We start from the raw sequence: 18,054 nt of genomic DNA, 5'->3' as shown, positions 1-18,054 counted from the left end.
CTTGGCGGCAGGGCGCCGGGGCCGGTAGGCTGTAGCCTTTCTGGCGCAGGTTTTCCGGAGTGGTGCAGCAGATGAGTGTGTTGGCCGAGGCCATGGCAGCGTATGTGCGATCGCATCCGTTGCGCGGGATGTGCCGATGAGTGCGCCGGTAGCGGCGGCCAGCGCACCCCGGTTTGCGGTGATCGGCCTGGGCTACGTCGGCCTGCCGTTGGCGGTGGCGTTTGGCCGGCAGTGGCCGACGTTGGGTTTCGATATCGATGCCGGTCGCATCGCCGAGCTGCGCAACGGCCAGGACCACACGCTGGAAATGGAATCCGACGAGCTGGCCAGTGCGCAGCTGCTGCAGTACGGCAGCGATCCGGCACTGCTCGATGCCTGCAACGTCTACATCGTCACCGTGCCGACCCCGATCGATGCTTACGAGCAGCCCGACCTGGAGCCCCTGCGTTCGGCGACACGGCTGATTGCCAGTCATCTTCGCGCCGGCGACCTGGTGATCTACGAGTCCACGGTCTACCCCGGTACCACCGAGGAAGTGTGCGTGCCGCTGCTGGAGCAGGGTTCGGGCCTGCGCTTCAACGAAGACTTCTATTGCGGCTACAGCCCGGAACGGGTCAGCCCCGGCGACCGCCAGCGGCGCCTGGCCGACATCCGCAAGATCACTTCCGGCTCGACACCGGAAGTTGCTGCGGTGATTGATGGTCTGTACCAGCGCATCATCGCCGCCGGTACCTTCCCGGCACCGTCGATGCGGGTGGCCGAAGCGGCCAAGGTGGTCGAGAACATCCAGCGCGACGTCAACATTGCGCTGGTCAACGAGCTGGCCCTGATCTTCGACAGGCTGGGCATCGATACCCAGGACGTACTGGACGCCGCCGGCAGCAAGTGGAATTTCCTGCCGTTCCGGCCGGGGCTGGTCGGCGGCCATTGCATCGGCGTGGACCCGTACTATCTGCTGCACAAGTCCGAGAGCGTGGGCTATCACCCGGACCTGATCCACACCGCACGACAGGTCAACAACCGCGTCGGCGAGCACGTGGCGGCGCGGGTGCTGGCGATGCTGGCCGAGCGTGGCTGTGCGCCGGCGGACGCACGCATCCTGGTGCTGGGCGTGACCTTCAAGGAGGATTGCCCGGACCTGCGCAACAGCCGCGCGCTGGAACTGGCGCAACGCCTGCGTGATGCCGGTGCGCAGGTGGAGGTCAGCGACCCCTGGGTCGGCCCGGCGGCGCTGACCGGCGAGGGCCTGGATTGGCTGGCCGATCCCGGGGCGGGGTGCTATGACGCGGTGGTGCTGGCAGTGGCCCACGCCCGTTTCAAGGCGATGGATGAATCCGCAATCCGGGGGCTGCTGGCGCCGGGAGGCCTGGTCTACGACGTGAAATCGGCCTGGCCGCGCAACGTGGTTGACGATCGCTTGTAAGCCTTGGCAGCGGGCGGCGCGGTAGACTCGGGGGCAGTTGCAACCGAGGAAAGCCATGCACCGGTATATCGTCTACCTGCTCGCCATCCTGATGTTCCCGATATGCCTGTGGCTGGCCACGATCTGGCCGGCCTGGTATTGGGGCGTCGGCCTGACTGCCGCGATGGTGGCGCTGGGGACCTGGGACCTGCTGCAGAAGCGCAGCACGCTGCGCCGCAACTATCCGGTGATGGCGCACTTCCGCTACGGGCTGGAATCGATCGGCCCGGAGATCCGCCAGTACTTCGTGCAGAGCGACCTGGAAGACGTGCCGTTCTCGCGCCAGCAGCGTGCACTGATCTACCAGCGCGCCAAGAACGAGATGGACACGGTGCCGTTCGGCACCCTGCGCAGCACCTATGCGGTGGATTACGAGTGGATCAACCATTCGCTGGCACCGACTGCCATCGCCAAGCATGACTTCCGTGTGTTGATCGGCCCGAACTGTGCCAAGCCTTATTCGGCCAGCGTGTTCAACATCTCGGCGATGAGCTTCGGTTCGCTGTCGGCCAATGCCATCCGCGCGCTGAACGAAGGCGCACGCCGCGGTGGCTTCTATCACGACACCGGCGAAGGTTCGATCTCGCCCTACCACCGCGAGATGGGCGGCGACCTGGTGTGGGAGATCGGCTCGGGCTACTTCGGTTGCCGTGACGAGAAGGGCGGTTTCAGCGAGGAACGCTTCGTTGCCAATGCCACCCATGATCAGGTCAAGATGATCGAGATCAAGTTGTCGCAGGGCGCCAAGCCCGGCCACGGTGGTGTGCTGCCGGCGCCAAAGGTGACCGCCGAGATCTCGGTGACGCGTGGCGTGCCGATGGGTGTGGACTGCGTGTCGCCGTCGCGCCACTCAGCGTTCTCGACGCCGGTCGAGCTGTTGCAGTTCGTTGCGCGCCTGCGCGAACTGTCCGGTGGCAAGCCGGTCGGTTTCAAGCTGGCCATCGGCCACCCGTGGGAGTGGTTCGGCATTGCCAAGGCGATGCAGGAAACCGGGCTGCTGCCGGACTTCATCGTGGTCGACGGCGCCGAGGGTGGCACGGGTGCGGCACCGGCGGAGTTCGTCGACCATGTCGGCGTGCCGATGCACGAAGCGCTGCTGTTGGTGCACAACACCCTGGTCGGCCTGGATCTGCGCGATCGCATCCGCATCGGTGCGGCCGGCAAGATCACCAGCGCGTTCGACATCGCGCGGACCATCGCGCTGGGGGCTGACTGGTGCAATGCCGGCCGAGGCTTCATGTTCGCGCTGGGCTGCATCCAATCACTGAGCTGCCATACCGACAAGTGCCCGACCGGCATCGCGACCCAGGACCCGGCACGCTGGAAGCATCTGGATGCACCGGACAAGGCCACCCGTGTGTACAGTTACCACGAGCACACGCTGCACGCCCTGAGGGAGCTGCTGTGTGCGGCGGGCCTGAACGATCCTGCCGAGCTGGGGCCGGAGCACATCCTGCGCCGCGTCTCACCGGTGGAAATCCGTTCGCTGGCCTCGCTGTACCGCTACCTGGAACCAGGCGAACTGCTGCACAAGGTGCCCGACCATGCGGTGTTCCATGCGTTCTGGGCCGATGCACGCAGCGACTCGTTCCAGCCGCCGCCGAAGATCCAGGCGCTGCGCGCCAGCAAGTCGCGGTAACCGTTGCTGTAGCGTCGAGCCATGCTCGATTGCCTTTCGATCAGGCGTCGAGATTAACGATTCTGTAGAGTCGAGTCTTGCTCGACTGCCTTTCAATCAGACATCGCGATGTTGGAACGAAGAACAGCCGAGCATGGGCTCGGCTCTACAAGGAGGCGTCATGCAGTTCAGGACCGGCACCATGGATGATGTGGCCAGGCTGTGGGCCCTGCGTACGCGCTGCGTGCGCGAGACCTGCTGCAGCCACTACCCGCCGGAGGTCATCGCGCCGTGGTCGGCCTCGCCACCGCCGCTGCAGTACGCGAGGCTGCTGGGGCAGGGTGGTTGCGTGGTGGCCGAGGACGGGCAGGGTGTCCTGCTCGGGTTCGGCGTGTTTGATACCGATGCCAACGAGGTTGATGCGTTGTTCGTCGATCCGGATCGCGGCGGCAAGGGCATCGGCCAGGCGCTGATGCAGCGCCTGCTGGCGATGGCCGATCGTGATCGTGAGGTAGTGCTGTCGGCCTCGCTCAACGCCGTGCCGTTCTATCAACGGCAGGGCTTTGTCAGCGTGCGCGAAGAGACCTATCCGCATCCCAGCGGCGTGGCGCTGGCCTCGGTGAGCATGCGCCGGCCGTGGTGATGTAGCGTCGAGCTTGCTCGACTGCTGTTGATTCAAGCCAAGTGTGGCTCGGCTCTACAGCGCGAAGCAGTCGAGCAAGCTCGACTCTACCGGGCCGGTCCTACCGCGCCGCCAGCCACCCGATCACGCCTTCCGCAGCACGCAGGCCACTGGCGTAGCACGCGGTCAGCAGGTAGCCACCTGTCGGCGCCTCCCAGTCCAGCATCTCGCCGGCACAGAACACGCCGGGCACTGCCCGCAGCATCAGGCCATCATCCAGCGCATCCAGGCGCACGCCACCGGCGGTGCTGATCACCTCGGCCATCGGCCGGGGGCGCAGCAGGCGCAGGGGCAGGCGCTTGAGCGTAGCTGCCACGGCAGGCAGGTCGTTGCCCGCTTCCTTGCCCAGCATCTCGAATACCAGTGCGGCTTTCACTGCATCCAGGCCGGCCTGGCGGCGCAGGTGCTCGCCGAAGCTGCGACCCTTGCGCGGGCGTGACAGGTCGGCCAGCAGGCGTGCTTCATCGCGGCCCGGTACCAGGTCCAGCCACAGCATCGCGTGGCCATCGCGGTTGATGGTCTCGCGCAGGTCTGCGGCCAATGCGTAGATCAGGCTGCCTTCGATGCCGTACTCGCTGGCCACGCACTCGCCCTGCAGCGACTGCGGTTGTCCCGCCAGGTCCAGCCAGTGCGCGACCACCGGCTTCAACGGTGCGCCGGCATTGCGCTCGGCGAAGAACGGCGTCCAGTCCACGTCGAAACCGCAGTTGGCCGACTGCAGCGGTGCGATGTCCACGCCACGTGCCTGCAGTGGCGAGACCCAGGCGCCGTCGCTGCCCAGCTGCGGCCAGCTGCCGCCGCCCATGGCCAGCACGGTAGCATCGGCATGCACTTCAACGGCGCCGTCTTCGGTTTCAAATCGCAGGGCGCCGTCGTCGCTCCATCCGATCCAGCGGTGGTTGGCGTGCAGGCGCACACCCTGTTCTTTCAGGCGGCGCACCCAGCCGCGCAGCAGTGGGGCTGCCTTGCGGTCGACCGGGAACACGCGGCCGGAGCTGCCCACATAGGTCTCCACGCCAAAGCCGGCAGCCCAGTCGCGCAGCGCCTGCGCGTCGAAGCCGTCCAGCCAGCGTCCCACGGTAGAGGCCTGCTCGCGGTAGCGGCTGTCGAACAGCGGCCGCGGATCGGAATGGGTGAGGTTGAGCCCGCCCTTGCCGGCGATCAGGAACTTGCGGCCGGGCGAACCCTTGGCCTCGTACAGGTCCACGTCCATCCCAGCGGCGCGCAGGCGCTCGGCGGCAAACAGGCCGGCCGGGCCGCCGCCGATGACGGCGACCCGTGGAGGCGTTGCGGTATTACGGTTTGACATCGAGCAGCTCGACATCGAACACCAGCGACGAGCCGGCCGGGATCGGGCCAACCCGGCGGTCGCCGTAGCCGTAGTCCGGCGGGATCATCAGCGTGCGCTTGCCGCCGACCTTCATGCCGGCCACGCCCTCATCCCAGCCGCGGATGACCTGGCCGGCGCCGAGCGCAAAGGTGAACGGTTCGCCACGGCTGACCGAGCTGTCGAAGGTCTTGCCGTGCTTGGTTTCGGTGCGGTTGTCGTAGATCCAGCCGGTGTAGTGCACGGTGACCTTGTTGCCGGCAACGGCTTCGGCGCCGGTACCCGGGACGGTATCGATGCGCTCGAAGGTGGTCAGGGTGCCACCCGGCGGTGGGCCGGACGGTTCGGTCGAGCAGCCAACGGCGGCGAGGGACAGCAGCAGGGGAAGCAGCAGGCGGCGCATCGGGCGTCTCCGGAAGGGCGCAGGGCGAGGGCGGCAAGGGTAGCGCATCGGCGCCGGGTATCATGGGGGCATGGCAAAACTCCTGCTCAATCTGCGCAATGTCGGCGACGACGAATACGCCGATGTCTGCACGCTGCTCGACCAGCACGGCATCGCCTGGTATCGCACCGAACCCAGCCCCTGGGGCATTTCCAACGGCGGCCTGTGGCTGCGCGAGGACGCCGATCATCCGCGTGCAAAGGCGCTGATGGCCGAGTACCAGGCCGAACGCGGGCCGCGCATCCGTGCCGAGCGCGAGCAGGCGTTGCGCGAGGGGACGGCGGAGACCTTCGGTAGCCTGTTCCGGCGCCGGCCGGTATATGTGGTGCTGGTGCTGCTGGCGATGGCCGGTGCGGCGGCGCTGGTGCTGCTGCCGTTCGTGCTGTTGCGGGGATAAGGGGTTTCGGCCGGGTTGCACCCGGCACCCGCCGATGCCAGGGCAACTACAACAGCAACAGCAACAGCAACAGCAACAGCAACAGCAACAGCAGGCAATCCGTGGTGGGCAGGGCGGTGCGGGCAGGCGGGACACGCCGTAAACCCGTCCATGGGGGCTCGATGGCGCCATCCATGGCGCCATCCATGGCGCCAACGGTCCCGCCTGCCCACACCGCCCCGCCTCTGACAGATTCCGGGTGCCTGCCGGGGTCGGATCCCTCTGCCGCGCAGAGGGCTCTGACCCCTGAAACTGTCCGTGCGGGCGGGAGGCGCTAAAATAGCGGGATGATCGCCAATACCGCTGCCTACCATTTCGCCGTCATCGACGCTCCCCAGGTCTTGTGTGACCAGCTGCTGGCGCGTGCCGAGGCGGCGCAGCTGCGCGGCACGATCCTGGTGGCGGGCGAGGGGCTGAACCTGTTCCTGGCCGGTGCGCCGGAGGCGGTCGAAAGTTTCTATGCGGCGCTGCATGCCGATGCGCGCTTTGCCGATATGCGGGTCAAGACCAGCCTGAGCGAGCATCAGCCGTTCGCGCGGCTGAAGGCCAAGGTGAAGGACGAGATCATCAGCTTCCGCCGTGATGACGGCCAGCCGCTGGAGTATCCGCGTGCACCGGCGGTCGATCCGGCTACCGTGCAGCGCTGGTTGCGGCAGGGGCATGATGACGCCGGCAAGCCGGTGGTCATGCTCGATACGCGCAATCTGCAGGAAGTGGAGTACGGCACCTTCAAGGATGCGCTGGTGCTGCCCATCCACAAGTTCACCGACCTGCCCGAGGCATTGGCGCCGCACCGCGAAGCGCTGAAGGACAGCACCGTGGTCAGTTTCTGCACCGGCGGCATCCGCTGCGAGAAGGCCGCGCTGTGGATGGTCAACGATGGCATGGACAATGTGCTGCAGCTCGACGGCGGCATCCTCGGCTACTTCGAGGAGGTGGGCGGCGAAGGTTACGAAGGCCGCTGCTTCGTGTTCGACGAGCGCGTGGCGCTGGATGCCGAGCTGAAGCCGATGGTCGACCAGCCGCTGCCGGAGCCGCGCCCCAGCGCGTTCTAAGCCGGGACGTCGATTCCCCGGTAGAGCCGGCCGCTGGCCGGCTGCCAGGGCAGGTTGCCTGCCGGCCAGCGGCCGGCACTACCGGATCAGCGCGGTCAGCCCTGAACCCGTCCCACGGGAATCAGCATCCCGCCACCGTCACTGGCCGCCGCGCCCGACCGACCCCATGCATGGGGGATCCTGTGACGGAAAACTGCTGATGATCCCGTTGTCGATCCTTGACCTGGCCCCGGTCTGCGAGGGCAGTGACACCACCGCTGCCTTCGCCAACATGCTGGAACTGGCCCAGCACGCCGATGCGCTGGGCTACCGCCGCTACTGGCTGGCCGAACACCACAACATGCCCGGCATCGCCAGCGCGGCCACCGCCGTGCTGATCGGTCACGTGGCAGGTGGCACAAAGCGCATCCGCGTCGGTGCCGGCGGCATCATGCTGCCCAACCATGCGCCGCTGCAGGTGGCCGAGCAGTTCGGCACGCTGGCCTCGCTGTATCCGGACCGCATCGACCTCGGCCTGGGCCGTGCACCGGGCACCGATCAGCCGACCGCGCGTGCACTGCGCCGCTATTTCGACAGCGCCGACCAGTTCCCGCAGGACGTGCGCGAGCTGCTGCATTACTTCGAACCGGTACAGCCCGGGCAGGCGGTGCAGGCGGTTCCGGGTGGTGGCCTGCGGGTGCCGACCTGGATCCTCGGTTCCAGCCTGTTCGGTGCGCGCATGGCCGCCTCGATGGGCCTGCCATACGCGTTCGCCTCGCACTTCGCACCGGACGTGATGGACGAAGCGCTGGCGGTGTACCGACGCGAGTTCCGCCCCTCGGCCACGCTGAAGCAGCCGCACGCGATGCTGGCCCTGAACGTCGTTGCCAGCGACAGCGAAGCCGAATCGCGGCGCCTGTTCACCAGCCAGCAGCAGAGTTTCGTGAACCTGCGTCGTGGCCGACCGGGCAAGATTCCGGCACCCATCGACGACATCGAGTCCTTCTGGGAGCCGCACGAAAAAGTGGGCGTGGAGCGGGCACTGGCCTGCACCGTGCTGGGGGATCCGCAGCAGGTGGCGGAAGGCATCGCCGCGTTTGTCGAGCGCCACAAGCCGGACGAGCTGATGCTCACCGCCAACCTGTATGACCACCGTGCGCGCCTGCGCTCGTTCGAACTGGCGATGCAGGCCTGGCACGCCCGCCACGCGGGCTGAACAATTGCGTCACGGCCCATTGCGGCCGAACCGCGTCTGATGGGGGCTCATATCGAAGGAGCCCCCACATGGCCGACACCCGCGCCGAACACATTGCCCAGCTGGCAGAACTGATCAAGGACGTGGAGGTGGCGATGTTTACCACCACCGGCGTCGACGGCCGCCTCTACAGCCGGCCGCTGGCCACCCAGCAGGTCACCTTCGACGGTGATCTGTGGTTCGTCATCACTGCCGACAGCCCGAAAGTGGCCGAAATTGCGCTCGACCCGCGCGTCAACGTGGCGTATGCCTCGCCATCGAAGAACACCTATGTGTCGGTGGCCGGGCGCGCGCGCGTGGTTGATGATCGCGCGAAGATCGAGGAACTGTGGTCGCCAGCGATGAAGCTGTTCTTCCCGGGCGGCAAGGACGACCCGAACCTGCGCCTGATCCTGGTGCGCGCCGACTCGGCCGAGTACTGGGATGGACCGGGCACGCTGCTGGGCACAGCGCTGAGTTTCGTGTTGTCGGCAGTGCAGGACGAACCGGCGGCGTTGGCCGACAACGGATTCATCGACCTTCGATGATGGCCGATGTCCGGTATTGGTAGTGCCGGCTGCTGGCCGGCAAACCTGGAAACGTGGCAGCCGGCCAGCGGCCGGCTCTACCGGATTCCGGCTCAGAACCAGCGCTGGAACAGTTCCACCGTATAGCCCACCAGCTGCCCCGAACTGAAACCGAAGAAGGCGATCGCCGCCAGCGCCGCGATCCAGTTGAACAGCATCAGTGCACCATCGCGTTCAAGCAGTGCCAGCGAGAACAGCAGCAGCTGGAAGCCGAACAGGAAGTTGGTGAAGGGAATCGGCAACGACAGCAGCAGGCCCAGCAACACCAGCAGCAGGCCGCTGAAGGCATGCGCCGGCAGCGGTGTCAGCAGCTGCGGCAGGCGCGGTTTCAGCATCTTGTCCAACCGCCGCAGCGGGCGGTCGATGCGGTCCAGGAAGCGGTGCATGGTGCCGCGCTTGGGCCCGCGGCGGGCGATGAAGCCGGGCAGCCACGGCCGGCGCAGGCAGAACAGCATCTGCAGGCCGATCAGGATCACCAGCGGGCCGCTGACCGCGCCGCCCATGCCCGGGATCGGGATGAACGACGGCAGGATCGCCACGAACAGGAACACGCCGAACGCGCTCTGCTGCAGGTTGCACAGGATCTGGCCGAGCGGCATGTGCTCGGCCGGGTCGCCGGAGGCGAACATCTCCAGCAGGGTGCGGATGCCCTCGTTACGGTAGGCCGGGCGCTCAACGCCCGGACCCTGGCCGGCCTCAGGCGGTGAGCTCATCGGCCTGCTCGTCGGACAGCGTGCGCAGCAGCAGCTTGTCCACCCGCGCACCATCCAGGTCGACCACCTCGAAGCGCCAGCCGGCCCAGTCGAAGTACTCGCCCGCGTGCGGGATGCGGCCGAAGTAGTGGATGCACATGCCGGCCAGCGTGTAGTAGTCGCCATCCTCGGCATCGGGCAGGTCGTTGCTGCCGATCAGCTCGCGCAGGTCCTCGATCGGCAGCGAGCCGTCCACCAGCAGCGAGCCGTCCTCGCGGGTCACCACCAGCGCATCTTCGTCGGCATTTTCCACTGCCTGCAGGCGGCCGACCACCGCGCCCATCAGGTCGCTGATGGTCACCAGGCCCTGGATCTCGCCGTACTCGTCCACCACCAGCGCCATCGACTGCTGTTCCTCGCGGAAGATCTCCAGCAGCTTCATCGCGTGGGTCGATTCGGAGACGTACAGCGGTTCGCGCAGGGTCTGGAACAGCGCGTTGTCGCCACGCGCCATGCGTGTGGCCAGCGATTTCAGTTCCAGCACGCCGACCACGTCCATGTCATTGTCGCGCAGCACCGGGTAGCGCGAGAACTCGTGCTCGGCCATGATTTCCAGGTTGCGCTCCAGCCCAGCCTGGGTATCCAGCCAGGCGATGCGGTTGCGCGGGGTCATCAGGCTGTCGGCGGTGCGGTCGCCCAGGCGCATGACGCGGTTCATCATGTCGCGCTCGTGGGCGTCGATCACACCGGCCTCGTGGCTCTCGGCCACCAGCATGCGGATCTCTTCTTCGGTCACCGAGGCAACTTCGTCCTTGCCTAGCCCCATCAGGCGCAGGACCAAGCGGGTCGAATGGGACAGCAGCCACACGGCCGGGAATGCAATTCGGGCCAGCCAGCCCATCGGCAGGGCTACCATGCCAGCGATGTCTTCCGAACGGGTGATGGCCAGGCGCTTGGGCACCAGCTCACCGAAAATCAGCGTCAGGAAGGTGATCAGCGCCACGGCCAGCGTCTTGCCGATCAGGTTCGACAGCGGCTGCGGATTGCCGAACAGGGTGATGGTGTCGGCCAGCGACGGGAACAACACCTGAAGGTGGTGGGCGATGCTGTTACCGATGGCCTCACCGCCGTACACGCCGGTCAGGATGCCGCCCAGGGTGATGCCGATCTGGACGGTGGACAGGAAGTTCTCCGGCTTCTCGGACAGCTCAAGCGCCTTGGCGGCGCGCTTGGAAGTGCTGGCCATCTGCTTCAGGCGGCTCTTGCGCGAGGTCATGACCGACATTTCGGACATGGCGAAGAAGCCGTTGAACACGATCAGGGCCAAAACTATCAGGATCTCAAACACGGGCGTCGTCCCCGGTTGGTGGCAGGGAGGGCGGGTGCTTGCGATGGCGGCTGGCGCTCAGGAACAGGGTCCGGCGCGGCGCAGGGGGGTAAGGGTCGTCGTCCATAAGGTGCGCCCGAAGGCGCGCTGGCATCTTAGCAAAGGGGCGTGGCAGGGTGGCAACCGCCTGTTCAGGTTGGGTCTTCCAGAGCCCCGGAAGGGGGCAGGGATACCCGTGATGGTCATCTAGCCGTCATAATTCCGTCTGGTGCCGTCCTTCCCGCGACGGCTGACAGGTTTCTCAATGTTCTCTCTGCAGACCATTTTCGGTTCCGGCAAACAGTTCTACACCCTGCTCGATGAGGCTGCCGTCGCGGCTTCCGACGCCGCCAAGGCGCTGCATTCCATGCTGCGCGAGGCCGACCGCCAGCCCGCGCTGGACGCGTTCAAGCTGGCCCGCCTGCGCGAACGCGCGGCCTCGGACAAGATCAGCCAGGCGCTGGTGGACAGCTTCATGACCCCGATCGAGCGCGAAGACATCGAAGCGCTGGGCTCGGCGCTGTACAAGATCCCGAAGCAGATCGAGAAGTTCGCCGATCGCTATTCGCTGGCCACGACCCACCTGGAGCACATCGACTTCGCGCCGCGCGCGGCGATGCTGGAACAGGCTGCCGGCGTGGTGGTGGAGATGGTGGCCGACCTGCGCCACATGAACCTGGACCGGATGACCGCTCTCAACGAGAAGCTGCGTTCGCTGGAGAACGAGGCCGACCGCCTGATGCTCGAGCTGTACCGCGACATCTACTCGGGCCGCCTGGACAACCTGCAGATGTTCCTGCTGAAGGAATTCTTCGAGATCCTGGAAAAGGCCATCGACCGCTGCCGCGAGGCCGGCGTGGTGGCGTACCAGATCGTGTTGAAGAACAGCTGACGGACGCCGCCGCATGTTGACCCTTGTCCTGGTGGTGATCCTGGCCGCGCTCGTCTTCGAGTTCATCAACGGCTTCCACGACACCGCCAACTCCATTGCCACCGTGGTGGCGACCAAGGTGCTCTCGCCCGGCTGGGCGGTGATGCTGGCCGCCTTCATGAACCTCATCGGTGCACTGACCGGTACCGCGGTGGCGCTGACCATCGCTTCGGGCCTGCTCAACACCAACGTGGTCGACGTCACCCCGCAGGTGATCCTGTGCGCCCTGCTGGGCGGCATCATCTGGAACCTGATCACCTGGTGGAAGGGCCTGCCGTCCTCGTCCTCGCACGCCCTGATCGGTGGCCTCTGCGGCGCCGGCCTGGCCGCTGCCCACAACAACTGGGACGCGCTGATCTGGTCCGAGCGCCTGGGCAGCTGGGCGCAGAACAAGGGCCTGCTGTGGAAGGTGTTCGTGCCGATGATCACCTCGCCGATCGCCGGCTTCCTGCTCGGCATCGTGGTGATGGTGCTGCTGTGGGGCCTGATCGCCGGGCTGGCCAAGATCGGTGGTGCCATCGGTCGCCTGGCCCGCCCGCGCATCGTCAACGCCTTCTTCGGCAAGGCGCAGATCGCCTCGGCGGCCTACATGGGCTTCGCCCACGGCCACAACGACGCGCAGAAGACCATGGGCATCATCGCCATGACACTGATCGGTGCCGAGGCCACCGGTGCGCTGGATGACCTGCCGTCGTGGCTGGCCTTCATGCACCCGGACGCCAGCGCCGGTGACGGCATCGCGATGTGGATCGTGCTGACCTGTGCGGTGGTGATGGCGGCCGGTACCGCCTCGGGCGGCTGGAAGATCATCAAGACCCTGGGTCACAAGATGGTCAAGCTGCACCCGATCCACGGCTTCGCCGCGGAGACCAGCTCGGCCACCATCCTGACCCTGGCCGCCCACTTCGGCATGCCGGTCTCGACCACGCACAGCATCTCCACCGCGATCATGGGCGTCGGCTTCGCCAAGAACCCGCGCTCGCTGAAGTTCGGCGTGATCGAACGCATTGTCTGGGCCTGGATCCTGACCATCCCGGCCGCAGGTGGTTGTGCGTACCTGATCCTGAAGCTGTTCGAACTGTTCGGCTGGACCTGATCGCCGCGCCAAGGTGCACACGAAAAAGCCCGCCGGATACCGGCGGGCTTTTTTCATGGGCAGAGAATTCTTCCGGACACATCGTGTCGACCAAGGTCGACACCTACCAGAGCAGAAACAGGGATCCGCCCTCGTGCCGACCAACGGTCGGCATCCACCAACAGCGCACGGAAACTGTCGAAGGCGGGGTGGGATGGGCAGGCGGGGGCGCAGAGCGCCATGGATGGCGCTCTACGAGGCACGCAGGAGCAGTTTTTGCCGTCCCCCGCCTGCCTATCCCACCCCGCCAACCCACGGAAACCCTGCTTTTGCCGTTGCCGTTGCCGTTGCCGTTGATCCGGCGGGTGCCGGGCCGCAGGCCCGGCCACCACCACCACCCTCAGTTGCGCTGGAACAACGCCTGCACATCCCTGCGGAACGCCGCCTGGCTGTCCGCCCGGCTGTAGAACATGTGCCCGCCCGGATAACTGCGCACCTGCACCCGGTCCGGATTGCTGCCCATCGCCGGCATCTGGTCCACCGTCAGGATCGAGCCCATGAACGGGCACGACAGATCATTCCAGCCATGCACGATCAGCACCTGCAGATGCGGATCGATCGCCACCGCCTGCCGCAGCTGGGTCACCGCGCCCTGGCGCAGCTCGCCGTTGCGGTCCCACAGCCGGTTCACCTCGTAGTTCAGCGCCTGGTAGCGTGCATCCACCTTCCAGCCAACCACCCGCGTCACGAAGTCGACCATCGCGGTGGTGGTTGGTGCAATGATGCTGTCCAGCAGCGGATCGTTGGCGCGCTGTTCCGGATCATTCGGGAACGGGTCGAATGCGGTTACGTTGGAGTCGTAGCGGCTGCCCAGCGTGCCCTTGTCGCGGAACACCTCACGCAGATAGGCCTGCGTCTCCAGTCGGCCACCGGCGCGGCGCACGAACTGCGGGTCCAGCCCGGTCAGCTCGGTCACTCGGCGCAGCATCGCCTCGGTCGCCTGCGGATCGCTGCGGCCCTTCATCAGCGCAGTGGCGTAGTCGCCGCGGGTGTATTCCACCACGTCGCGCATCGCCGCATCGGTCAGTTTGCCCTGGCGCTCCAGGTGCGCTGCAGCGATCGACGGCAGCGTCTGCATCCACGCCATCGGCGAGACATCGGCGTTGTCTTCCAGGGTCGGGCTCAGGTAGGGCGACACCAGCACCAGGCCGTTCATCGCCACGCCCAGGCGGGTCTGCAGGAAGTGGGTGATGCGCGGGCCGCGGTAGCCGCCGTAGCTCTCGCCGGTCAGGTACTTGCGTGCACCCATGCGCTGGTTGCGCAGCAGCCAGTCGTAGATCGAGCGCGACAGGTATTCGATGTCGGCGCTGGGGTTGTACAGCTGCTTCTTCGCCTCGTCATCGCCGATGCGCGCACGGCTGAAGCCAGTGCCGACCGGGTCGATGAACACCAGGTCGGTGAAGTCCAGCCAGGTGCCGGGGTTGTCGTGCAGGGTGGCCGGCGCCGATGCGCTGTCACCCTCCGAACCAAAGGTGACCACCTTGGGCCCGATCGCGCCCATGTTGAGGTAGACCGAAGATGCACCCGGGCCGCCATTGAGCGCGAAGGTCACCGGCCGGTCCTTGCCCGGCATCGTGTAGGCGGTGAACACCACGTCGGCGATCACCTTGCCCTTGGCATCGCGTACCGGCAGGGTGCCGACGGTGGCGGTGTAGTCCAGGGTGCGGCCGGCCAGGCGCATGCTCTGGCGGGCCGACGCATCGGCGGGCAGCGCGGGCGCTTCGGTCTTGTCGTCTTTCGGATCGGGCTTGGCCTCGGCGTCGGGCGCGGCCAGCACGCTGGCTGGGGCGATGAGCAGGCCGACGCAGAGCGCGGCAGTGTGCAGCAGGGACTTCATGGCACCGGATCGGCAGCGGAAGGGGGTTCCGATGCTAGGCCGGTGGAGGGCATGTCGTATGTGTCCAAAGGCATGGCCGCGCGTCGAGGCCGCCACTGGCCAGATTGGGTCAAGCGGGCAGGGGTGTACGCACGTCGTCGTCAGCCAGCAGGCCGTATACCGCCGAATCGGACAGTTCGCCCTGGATGCGCCAGCGCTGCCGCAGCACGCCCTCCAGGTGGAAGCCCAGCCGTTCAAGCACGTGTGCCGAGGGCCGGTTGCGCGGGTCGACTTCGGCTTCCACGCGATGCAGGCGCAGAGTCTGGAACAGGTAGTCCAGCAGATGCTGCAGCGCTTCGTGCATGTAGCCCTGGCCTTGCCTGTCGGGGGCCAGCAGGTAGCCGATCTCGGCACGAGCGGCATCGCGATCCAGGGCGAACACCACGCAGATGCCCAGCAACGGGCCATCCAGCGTTTCGCGCACGGCCAGCTTGAGCTGGGTGCCGGTGGCCTGTGCCGCCAGGTCATCGTCGATCTGCGCGCGCGCTTCGGCCGGTCGTGTCCACGCCGGGTGGTTCCAGAACCGCATCACGTCCGGATCGGACTGGATCGCGAACAGGGCGGCCGCATCGTCGCGGCGGATCGGGCTCAGGACCAGGCGCGCGCTGTGCAGCGGCAGGCCCGGGAACAGCAGCGAGTGGCTGGCCAATACGATGGTCCACACAGATGGACGCGCATTATGGCGCCGCCGGGTTTGCCGATGGGGGCGTAATGCCAAGGGCACATGAACCGGCATTACCGGGCGATGGGGCCAGAGCCGTTTCCCTGCAGGAAACGGATCCGGCCCCGCGTCGGGTCAGACTTCCAGCGAAGCCAGATCGCCCTTGCTCTCCAGCCAGCCCTTGCGGTCGGAGGCGCGCTTCTTGGCCAGCAGCATGTCCATCAGCGAACGGGTCTGCTCGCCGTCGTCCACGGTCAGCTGCACCAGGCGACGGGTGTCGGGGTGGATGGTGGATTCACGCAGCTGTGGCGGATTCATCTCGCCCAGGCCCTTGAAGCGGGTGACGTTGATCGCGCCCTTGATCTTCTCGCGTTCGATCTTGTCCAGCATCGAGCGCTTCTCTTCTTCGTCCAGGGCATAGAACACCTGCTTGCCCACATCGATGCGGAACAGCGGTGGCATCGCCACGAACACGTGGCCGGCATCGACCAGCGCCGGGAAGTGCTTGAGGAACAGCGCGGTGAGCAGGGTGGCAATGTGCAGGCCGTCCGAGTCCGCGTCGGCCAGGATGATGACCTTGCCGTAGCGCAGGCCAGCAATGTCGTCCTTGCCGGGGTCGCAGCCGATGGCCACGGCCAGGTTGTGCACTTCTTCCGACGCCAGCACGCTGTTGGAGGACACTTCCCAGGTGTTGAGGATCTTGCCGCGCAGCGGCAGGATCGCCTGGAAGTCCTTGTCACGCGCCTGCTTGGCGCTGCCGCCTGCCGAGTCACCCTCCACCAGGAACAGCTCGGTGCGCGACAGGTCCTGGCTGATGCAGTCGGCCAGCTTGCCGGGCAGGGCCGGGCCCTGGGTGACTTTCTTGCGGACGACCAGCTTTTCGGTCTTCAGGCGCGCGCTGGCGCGCTCGATGGCGATCTGCGCGATCTTCTCGCCCAGCTCCACGTTCTGGTTCAGCAGCAGGCTGAACGCATCGTGGGCGGCGCCTTCGATGAAGCCGGCGGCCTGGCGCGAGGACAGGCGTTCCTTGGTCTGGCCGCTGAACTGCGGGTCGGTCATCTTCAGCGACAGCACGAACGACACGCGGTCCCACACGTCTTCCGGGGCCAGCTTGACGCCACGCGGCAGCAGGTTGCGGAAGTCGCAGAACTCGCGCAGCGCCTCGGTCAGGCCGGTGCGCAGGCCGTTGACGTGGGTGCCGTGCTGGGCAGTGGGGATCAGGTTGACGTAGCTTTCCTGCACCAGTTCGCCTTCCGGCAGCCAGGCCACGGCCCAGTCCACGATCTCGGTGTCTTTCTTCAGGTTGCCGACGAACAGTTCGGCCGGCAGCATCTCGCGATCGCCCAGCTCCAGCTTCAGGTAATCGCGCAGGCCGTCTTCGTAGTACCAGGTATCGACTTCACCGGTGGCCTCGTCGGTCAGCTTCACGGTCAGGCCCGGGCAGAGCACGGCCTTGGCGCGCAGCAGGTGCTTGAGCGCGCGCACAGCGAACTTGGGCGTGTCGAAGTACTTCGGGTCCGGCCAGAAGCGCACGCGGGTACCGGTGTTCTTCTTGCCGACGCTGCCAACCACTTCCAGCGGGGTGGCGCGGTCGCCGTTGCGGAAAGTGATGCGGTGCTCGGCACCTTCGCGCTTGATGTGCACCTCGACCAGGGTCGACAGCGCATTGACCACGCTGACGCCGACGCCGTGCAGGCCGCCGGAGAAGGTGTAGTTGTTGTTGCTGAACTTGCCGCCGGCATGCAGGCGGGTGAGGATCAGCTCGACGCCCGGGATCTTCTCTTCCGGGTGGATGTCCACCGGCATGCCGCGGCCGTCATCGCTGACCTCCACGCTGCCGTCCTTGTACAGGGTGATCTCGATCGAGCGGGCGTGGCCAGCGAGGGCCTCGTCCACCGAGTTGTCGATCACTTCCTGCGCCAGGTGGTTCGGGCGCGCGGTGTCGGTATACATGCCGGGACGGCGCTTGACCGGGTCAAGGCCGGACAGGACTTCAATATCGGCGGCGTTATAACGGGCGTTCATCTGTCTTCGAAAGCTTGGAGCGACGGGCAAGTGTGGGGTCTGGCACGGGATTTTGCACGCCTGCGGTTCAGTCTCGGCGACGCAGAGGGGGTAAAATGGCAGCTGCTGGAATCTGAACACCGGCGACCCCCGTTGGGTCGAAACATCCAAGCCATACCGCGAGGAGGACCTCATGAAGAAGTTGCTGACCATTGCGATCCTGGCCGCTGCCGCCGTTGCAGTGCCGCTGGTGGTGGCGCAGAACGCCGGCCAGCCGGCCCCGCAGCAGGGTGACCAGGCCGACAAGGCGCAGGCCGAGGCCGATGCCAAGGCCAAGCGTCGGGCCCAGGCCAATGCCGAAATGAAGGCGCAGGGCCAGCCGGCCCCGCAGCAGGAAGAGGAAGAGGAAGCGCGCAAGAAGCGCTGATCCCGCCCCCTGCCAGGCGCCCTTGCGACAAGGGTTGCGCTCCGGAACGCCCCGCTTTGCGGGGCGTTTCTTTTTAGTGGCGTGCCATCTGCCTCTTGGGTTGGCGGCCATCAATCTGTAAACTATGGCTTTCCGGGAGT

At 66.5% G+C, this 18,054-nt stretch carries 18 protein-coding genes; 10 read left to right on the top strand and 8 right to left on the bottom strand.

From position 1 onward, the window contains the following. Positions 1-136: 136 nt before the first annotated feature. The 3 genes from ACMZ91_RS02365 to ACMZ91_RS02355 all read left to right on the top strand — a co-directional run bounded on the left by ACMZ91_RS02365 (position 137) and on the right by ACMZ91_RS02355 (position 3,723). Entirely contained in the window at positions 137-1,423 is a 1,287-nt protein-coding gene (locus tag ACMZ91_RS02365; RefSeq protein ID WP_049461936.1) for a nucleotide sugar dehydrogenase, read from the top strand. A 55-nt stretch (positions 1,424-1,478) separates the two neighbouring features. Beyond that, positions 1,479-3,101 carry an FMN-binding glutamate synthase family protein gene (locus tag ACMZ91_RS02360; protein WP_414578070.1) on the top strand — a complete coding sequence of 541 codons (1,623 nt, stop codon included), beginning with the start codon at positions 1,479-1,481 and terminating at the stop codon, positions 3,099-3,101. Between the two features lie 160 nt (positions 3,102-3,261). Beyond that, a complete protein-coding gene (locus ACMZ91_RS02355; protein WP_049461935.1) occupies positions 3,262-3,723 on the top strand; it encodes a GNAT family N-acetyltransferase in 462 nt (153 codons plus the stop codon). A 100-nt stretch (positions 3,724-3,823) separates the two neighbouring features. On the opposite strand, the gene ACMZ91_RS02350 is transcribed toward ACMZ91_RS02355, so the two are convergent. Next, positions 3,824-5,071, bottom strand: a complete 1,248-nt coding sequence (locus tag ACMZ91_RS02350) for a TIGR03862 family flavoprotein (RefSeq protein ID WP_049461934.1) — start codon at positions 5,069-5,071, stop codon at positions 3,824-3,826. Then, complete coding sequence (locus ACMZ91_RS02345; protein ID WP_049421508.1) at positions 5,058-5,492, bottom strand: FKBP-type peptidyl-prolyl cis-trans isomerase; 435 nt, start codon at positions 5,490-5,492, stop codon at positions 5,058-5,060. The genes ACMZ91_RS02350 and ACMZ91_RS02345 overlap by 14 nt, the downstream gene beginning before the upstream one ends. 70 nt (positions 5,493-5,562) lie before the next feature. Between ACMZ91_RS02345 and ACMZ91_RS02340 the strand changes: the two genes are divergently transcribed. Then, positions 5,563-5,928, top strand: coding sequence for a DUF6164 family protein (locus tag ACMZ91_RS02340; RefSeq protein ID WP_032128940.1), 366 nt, complete (start codon positions 5,563-5,565; stop codon positions 5,926-5,928). Positions 5,929-5,974: 46 nt separating this feature from the next. Here the strand turns inward: ACMZ91_RS02340 and ACMZ91_RS02335 are convergent, their stop codons facing one another. Further along, positions 5,975-6,103 carry a hypothetical protein gene (locus tag ACMZ91_RS02335; protein ID WP_414578068.1) on the bottom strand — a complete coding sequence of 43 codons (129 nt, stop codon included), beginning with the start codon at positions 6,101-6,103 and terminating at the stop codon, positions 5,975-5,977. A 151-nt stretch (positions 6,104-6,254) separates the two neighbouring features. Between ACMZ91_RS02335 and ACMZ91_RS02330 the strand changes: the two genes are divergently transcribed. The 3 genes from ACMZ91_RS02330 to ACMZ91_RS02320 all read left to right on the top strand — a co-directional run bounded on the left by ACMZ91_RS02330 (position 6,255) and on the right by ACMZ91_RS02320 (position 8,783). Beyond that, a complete protein-coding gene (locus tag ACMZ91_RS02330; protein ID WP_134950614.1) occupies positions 6,255-7,022 on the top strand; it encodes a sulfurtransferase in 768 nt (255 codons plus the stop codon). Positions 7,023-7,221: 199 nt separating this feature from the next. Further along, positions 7,222-8,217 (top strand): LLM class flavin-dependent oxidoreductase, encoded by a 996-nt coding sequence (locus tag ACMZ91_RS02325; protein ID WP_049400370.1) that lies wholly within the window; start codon positions 7,222-7,224, stop codon positions 8,215-8,217. Between the two features lie 68 nt (positions 8,218-8,285). Next, the gene (locus ACMZ91_RS02320) at positions 8,286-8,783 is read left to right on the top strand and encodes a pyridoxamine 5'-phosphate oxidase family protein (RefSeq protein WP_121503766.1); all 498 of its coding nucleotides are present in this window, start codon (positions 8,286-8,288) and stop codon (positions 8,781-8,783) included. Between the two features lie 92 nt (positions 8,784-8,875). On the opposite strand, the gene ACMZ91_RS02315 is transcribed toward ACMZ91_RS02320, so the two are convergent. Then, the gene (locus ACMZ91_RS02315; protein ID WP_032128944.1) at positions 8,876-9,535 is read right to left on the bottom strand and encodes an exopolysaccharide biosynthesis protein; all 660 of its coding nucleotides are present in this window, start codon (positions 9,533-9,535) and stop codon (positions 8,876-8,878) included. Then, positions 9,519-10,862: a hemolysin family protein gene (locus ACMZ91_RS02310; protein ID WP_134950615.1), complete on the bottom strand. Its 1,344-nt coding sequence runs from the start codon at positions 10,860-10,862 to the stop codon at positions 9,519-9,521. The genes ACMZ91_RS02315 and ACMZ91_RS02310 overlap by 17 nt, the downstream gene beginning before the upstream one ends. Positions 10,863-11,145: 283 nt before the next feature. On the opposite strand from ACMZ91_RS02310, the gene ACMZ91_RS02305 reads away from it, so the two are divergent. Both ACMZ91_RS02305 and ACMZ91_RS02300 read left to right on the top strand, forming a co-directional pair. Further along, positions 11,146-11,772 (top strand): DUF47 domain-containing protein, encoded by a 627-nt coding sequence (locus ACMZ91_RS02305; RefSeq protein WP_004152833.1) that lies wholly within the window; start codon positions 11,146-11,148, stop codon positions 11,770-11,772. Positions 11,773-11,785: 13 nt separating this feature from the next. Continuing rightward, positions 11,786-12,907 carry an inorganic phosphate transporter gene (locus ACMZ91_RS02300; protein ID WP_032128946.1) on the top strand — a complete coding sequence of 374 codons (1,122 nt, stop codon included), beginning with the start codon at positions 11,786-11,788 and terminating at the stop codon, positions 12,905-12,907. Between the two features lie 379 nt (positions 12,908-13,286). On the opposite strand, the gene ACMZ91_RS02295 is transcribed toward ACMZ91_RS02300, so the two are convergent. From ACMZ91_RS02295 to parE, 3 genes are all read right to left on the bottom strand, one after another. Next, the gene (locus ACMZ91_RS02295) at positions 13,287-14,783 is read right to left on the bottom strand and encodes a S10 family peptidase (protein ID WP_049462711.1); all 1,497 of its coding nucleotides are present in this window, start codon (positions 14,781-14,783) and stop codon (positions 13,287-13,289) included. Between the two features lie 109 nt (positions 14,784-14,892). Next, positions 14,893-15,471 (bottom strand): GNAT family N-acetyltransferase, encoded by a 579-nt coding sequence (locus tag ACMZ91_RS02290; RefSeq protein ID WP_049421510.1) that lies wholly within the window; start codon positions 15,469-15,471, stop codon positions 14,893-14,895. Between the two features lie 147 nt (positions 15,472-15,618). Further along, positions 15,619-17,508, bottom strand: a complete 1,890-nt coding sequence (gene parE / locus ACMZ91_RS02285; RefSeq protein ID WP_019338185.1) for a DNA topoisomerase IV subunit B — start codon at positions 17,506-17,508, stop codon at positions 15,619-15,621. Between the two features lie 172 nt (positions 17,509-17,680). On the opposite strand from parE, the gene ACMZ91_RS02280 reads away from it, so the two are divergent. After that, positions 17,681-17,914 carry a hypothetical protein gene (locus ACMZ91_RS02280; protein ID WP_005416022.1) on the top strand — a complete coding sequence of 78 codons (234 nt, stop codon included), beginning with the start codon at positions 17,681-17,683 and terminating at the stop codon, positions 17,912-17,914. Positions 17,915-18,054 lie beyond the last annotated feature (140 nt).

The organism is Stenotrophomonas sp. FR024, assembly GCF_047500745.2.
GTDB classification, from domain to species: Bacteria; Pseudomonadota; Gammaproteobacteria; order Xanthomonadales; family Xanthomonadaceae; genus Stenotrophomonas; species Stenotrophomonas maltophilia_A.
Note: the sequence above shows the minus strand (reverse complement) of the source record. Positions and strands in the feature narration are given on the sequence as shown.